The organism is Vibrio sp. V42_P2S4T144, from assembly GCF_009904715.1.
Taxonomy (GTDB): Bacteria; Pseudomonadota; Gammaproteobacteria; order Enterobacterales; family Vibrionaceae; genus Vibrio; species Vibrio alginolyticus.
In genome coordinates, this window is sequence record NZ_WXWS01000669.1 from 1 (window position 1) to 3987 (window position 3987).

At 45.7% G+C, this 3987-nt stretch carries 1 protein-coding gene and 2 pseudogenes; all 3 read right to left on the bottom strand.

From position 1 onward, the window contains the following. Positions 1–44: 44 nt before the first annotated feature. Positions 45–1013 (bottom strand): annotated as a pseudogene (gene pstA, locus CAG68_RS22595) (phosphate ABC transporter permease PstA); the annotation flags it as partial. 473 nt (positions 1014–1486) lie between these two features. Beyond that, positions 1487–1718 (bottom strand): annotated as a pseudogene (locus CAG68_RS22600) (phosphate ABC transporter permease PstA); the annotation flags it as partial. Between the two features lie 30 nt (positions 1719–1748). Next, positions 1749–3953, bottom strand: coding sequence for an ABC transporter permease subunit (locus CAG68_RS21630; RefSeq protein WP_054729186.1), 2205 nt, complete (start codon positions 3951–3953; stop codon positions 1749–1751). Between the last annotated feature and the right edge of the window lie 34 nt (positions 3954–3987).

Consider the following 3987-nt stretch of genomic DNA (forward strand, 5'->3'; position numbering starts at 1 on the left):
CAATGGTGGCTCATAACCTAATGTACTATCAAAATTAAACATACTTAATCTTGTCCTAACGTTCTGTATTTTTCTCGTAAATTATTGCGAATACTGATTGCTGTTAAGTTTAGCCCGACAATCACTGTCACGAGTAAGAAAGAGGTAGCATAAACTAATGGTCGCGCCGCTTCGATGTTGGAGGTTTGAAAGCCAACATCGTAAATGTGAAAACCTAAATGCATGAACTTTCTATCCAAATGCACATAAGGGAATTGTCCGTCAACCGGTAAACTGGATGCCAATTTCACGACCCCCACCAGCATCAGTGGCGCTACTTCGCCAGCTGCACGTGCAATCGCAAGGATCAAACCTGTGATAATAGCTGGCGTCGCCATAGGTAAAACCACACGCCATAGTGTTTCGAACTGAGTTGCACCAAGCGCCAGAGAGCCATGTCGTACGGAGCTCGGAATTCGAGTTAAACCTTCTTCTGTCGTCACAATCACAACTGGAAGCGTCAGCACGGCAAGAGTTAGTGCTGACCATAACAAACCCGGCGTACCAAAGGTTGGTGCCGGTAGCTTCTCCGCATAGAATACGTTGTCGATAGAGGCACCAATCGTATAAACGAAGAAACCTAAACCAAACACGCCATAAACAATCGATGGAACACCCGCTAGGTTTATAACCGCAATACGAATAACTCTGGTTAGAGCGTTATTCTTAGCATATTCATGTAGATAGATAGCGGCGATCACCCCAAGTGGCATCACAATGATCGACATAATGAGTACTAAGAAAACCGTACCAAATATCGCAGGGAACACGCCTCCTTCGGAGTTAGACTCTCTTGGATCTTCAGATAAAAACTTCCAAACCTGTTTTCCCCAATGCATGACTTTATCAGGCAGTGACATTTGGTTTGGATACCAGTAGTCCAAAATGTCTTCGAGCGGAATCGATACTTGTGACCCCGTCATATCCTCGACAATCAAGGCATAGTCAGAGAGCTGAAGTCGTAAACCATCAAGTTGCAAATCTAACGTCGCAAGCGCTTTTTCTATCTGCTCTTTTTTCGTCTGGTTTTCGTTTAAGAAGCTTTCTGTCAGCGTGTCATTCAATTCATGCTTGCGCTTTTCTAATCGCAACTGCTCTAGCTTCCAACCAAGCTCTTTAAGCTGATCGACCACCAAAGAATCAATCTCATGACGCAGAGTTTCTGCATCATCAAGCTTTTTATTTAGTACCGATTGAATATCACTGGTGTATATATTATCACCATCTTGAAACGCCACCAGCTTACCAAAGAAATAACCACCGCTACTGCGCTCTATCACCGCCCACTCTTTTGGCATCGTGGGCTCATCCAACTGCATTTGCAATACGGAGATAAAATCGGCGGGATACAACTCTCGGTTAGCGATTTTGATACTGAGTCGCGTGGCAAAATCTTCATCGTCTTCTAACTGTTGTGCTGCGCTTTCAGGCAAATAACTCTTCGGTACAAAGCTGCGCTCATACACTTGACCAATCAGAATAGTATTTTCATGTAGCACTTCGCCTTGTACAGGAGTCAGCGCTGCAACATTCCACTGATACAAAGGCGCTGGCCAAAAGTAAGTCAGGCCTTTCCAGCCGATAAGGAGTAACAACCCTAATACCGACAACAAACTGATGCTGACTGCACCGCCTGTTAGCCATATCCACGGTGCGCCAGAACGAATCCAATTTAACACGTTATTACTCGCTCTTTATTCAAACCATTATTACAACGCACGGTACTTATCTCTCAGTCTCTGACGAACCCACTCCGCAAGCGCGTTTACTGCAAACGTAAACACAAACAAAATCAATGCAGCTAGGAACAGCAGGCGATAATGCGAACTTCCAACTTCCGACTCTGGCAACTCAACGGCGATGGTCGCCGACAGGCTGCGCAATCCTTCCAAAATATTCCAATCCATTAATGGCGTATTGCCCGTTGCCATTAACACAATCATGGTTTCGCCAACAGCGCGTCCCAGGCCCATCATAATGGCAGAAAAAATACCTGGGCTTGCAGTAAGCAAGACAACATAGATTAAAGTTTGCCAAGGCGTGGCCCCTAATGCCAAAGAGCCATCCGATAAATGCTTCGGTACAGAGAAAATAGCATCTTCGGCAATGGTAAAAATCGTCGGGATAACAGCAAACCCCATCGCTAGCCCCACCACCAATGCATTGCGTTGATCGTAACCAATACCATGCTCGGTTAAGAATAAGCGCATATCGCCACCAAAGAACGTCTGCTCAATCGTAGGCGAAATCCACACTCCAAGCCCAATCAGTACCAATATGACAGGCATGAGCACTAAAGCATGCCAACCATTAGGCAGACGATTCCGCAAAGGTTGCGGTATTAATGCCCATAGCCCGCCCATAATCATGGTGCTCAAGGGCAAAACAAACAGCATAACGACGATCGTAATCAGGTGATCTTCGACAATAGGCGCGAACCACAATCCCGCGAGGAAACCAATGATCACCGTCGGCAGTGCTTCCATTAGCTCAATCGACGGTTTTACGACACGACGCATGCGTGGCGACATAAAGTAAGCCGTATAAATAGCACCTAGCACTGCGAGCGGTACTGAAAACAGCATCGCAAACATCGCCGCTTTTATCGTTCCAAACGCAATAGGTACTAGGCTGAACTTAGCCTCAAAGTTATCGCTCGCCGAAGTCGATTGCCACACAAATTCAGGCTCAGGATACCCTTCGTACCACACTTCTTGCCATAATGAAGACAATGAAATTTCCGGATAGGCATTGTCCACTTCCGCAACATTTAACGCATTATTTTGCCAAGTGATTAAGTAGCGTTCATTGTTAGACGTTGCTGCGATTGCGGGCGCTTGATGGTACGCACGCTTAAACAACACCAGTTTTTCACTGGTTGTATAATGGCTTTGCAACGTGCCGTTGGTGTAAAAGCTATAAAATCCTTTTCGATGAGAATCCGGCAACAAATACTTAAGCTCTGATGCCAATTTAAAATCACGAATATGCGTTAACGTGCGTTTTTCTTCTTGCAGCGTATCAAACCATTGCGACACCCGACCATCGTTGTGCGTCACCAAAAGCGAGTAAGCACCAGCCAATAAGTCTATCGTACGAACGGAATGCTTCTTATCACCTTGAGTGAGATCGACCACCTCTCGCACAGCAAATTTACGTGCGGTTTTCTTTAACACGATCAACTCAGAGCCATCGCGCAAATAAAGCGTTTCACCGTCAGGTGTCAACAACATTTGCTGAGGCGTATTAAAGCCTGAAGAGAACGTAAAATCGATCGTTGTAGGAGACGTACCCAAAGACGAAGCCACTTGCCAGCGAGCTTTCACTTCACCACTTTGCGTCTGCCAAACAACCGTTGGTAAGGGCGTCGAAGCTGCAAATACAAACTGAGTCACAGGATCTTGAGGCGTACTTAGTGTCAGATCCATGCTGGTGTCTAGCTCAATCACTTCCGGAGGACGTGTATTTTCTCTCAACGTGGCATTAAATTCTGGCTTGAAAAGGTTCGCTTTACCCTGCCCATCAACAAATCCATACCAACCTAGCCCAGGAGCAGATTGAGAGAAAGCGACGGGTTTCTGGACGATTTGCTGTTTATACACCGCAGGTTTCGTAGGATCGTCCATCGACAAATATTGAATCTCACCACTTTGGGTTAGGACGAACGCAAGCTGAGCGTAATCATCCACTGAAATCGCAAGTGGTGTTTCAATATGAGTGGCTCGAATGGCTTGGTTGGTTTTGATCTCCGCATCAGAAAAAAGCGGAATGATCACCATAGCGAGGTAGACAAAGATCAAAATAAGCGCCGCGAGTACGCCGACACCACCGGATGTCACTGCAAGTCGAACTAAACGATCTTTTATCAGTCGTTTCTTATCTTTTTCCTGCAATGAAAACTCGGCTTGTGCCATTTAAATCTCTACCTTTTTTGACTTAGTACTAGAA

Bases quoted from the DNA above. Each gene is read 5' to 3' on its own strand.
- CAG68_RS21630 (WP_054729186.1), bottom strand. From the start codon at position 3,953: ATGGCACAAGCCGAGTTTTCATTGCAGGAAAAAGATAAGAAACGACTG.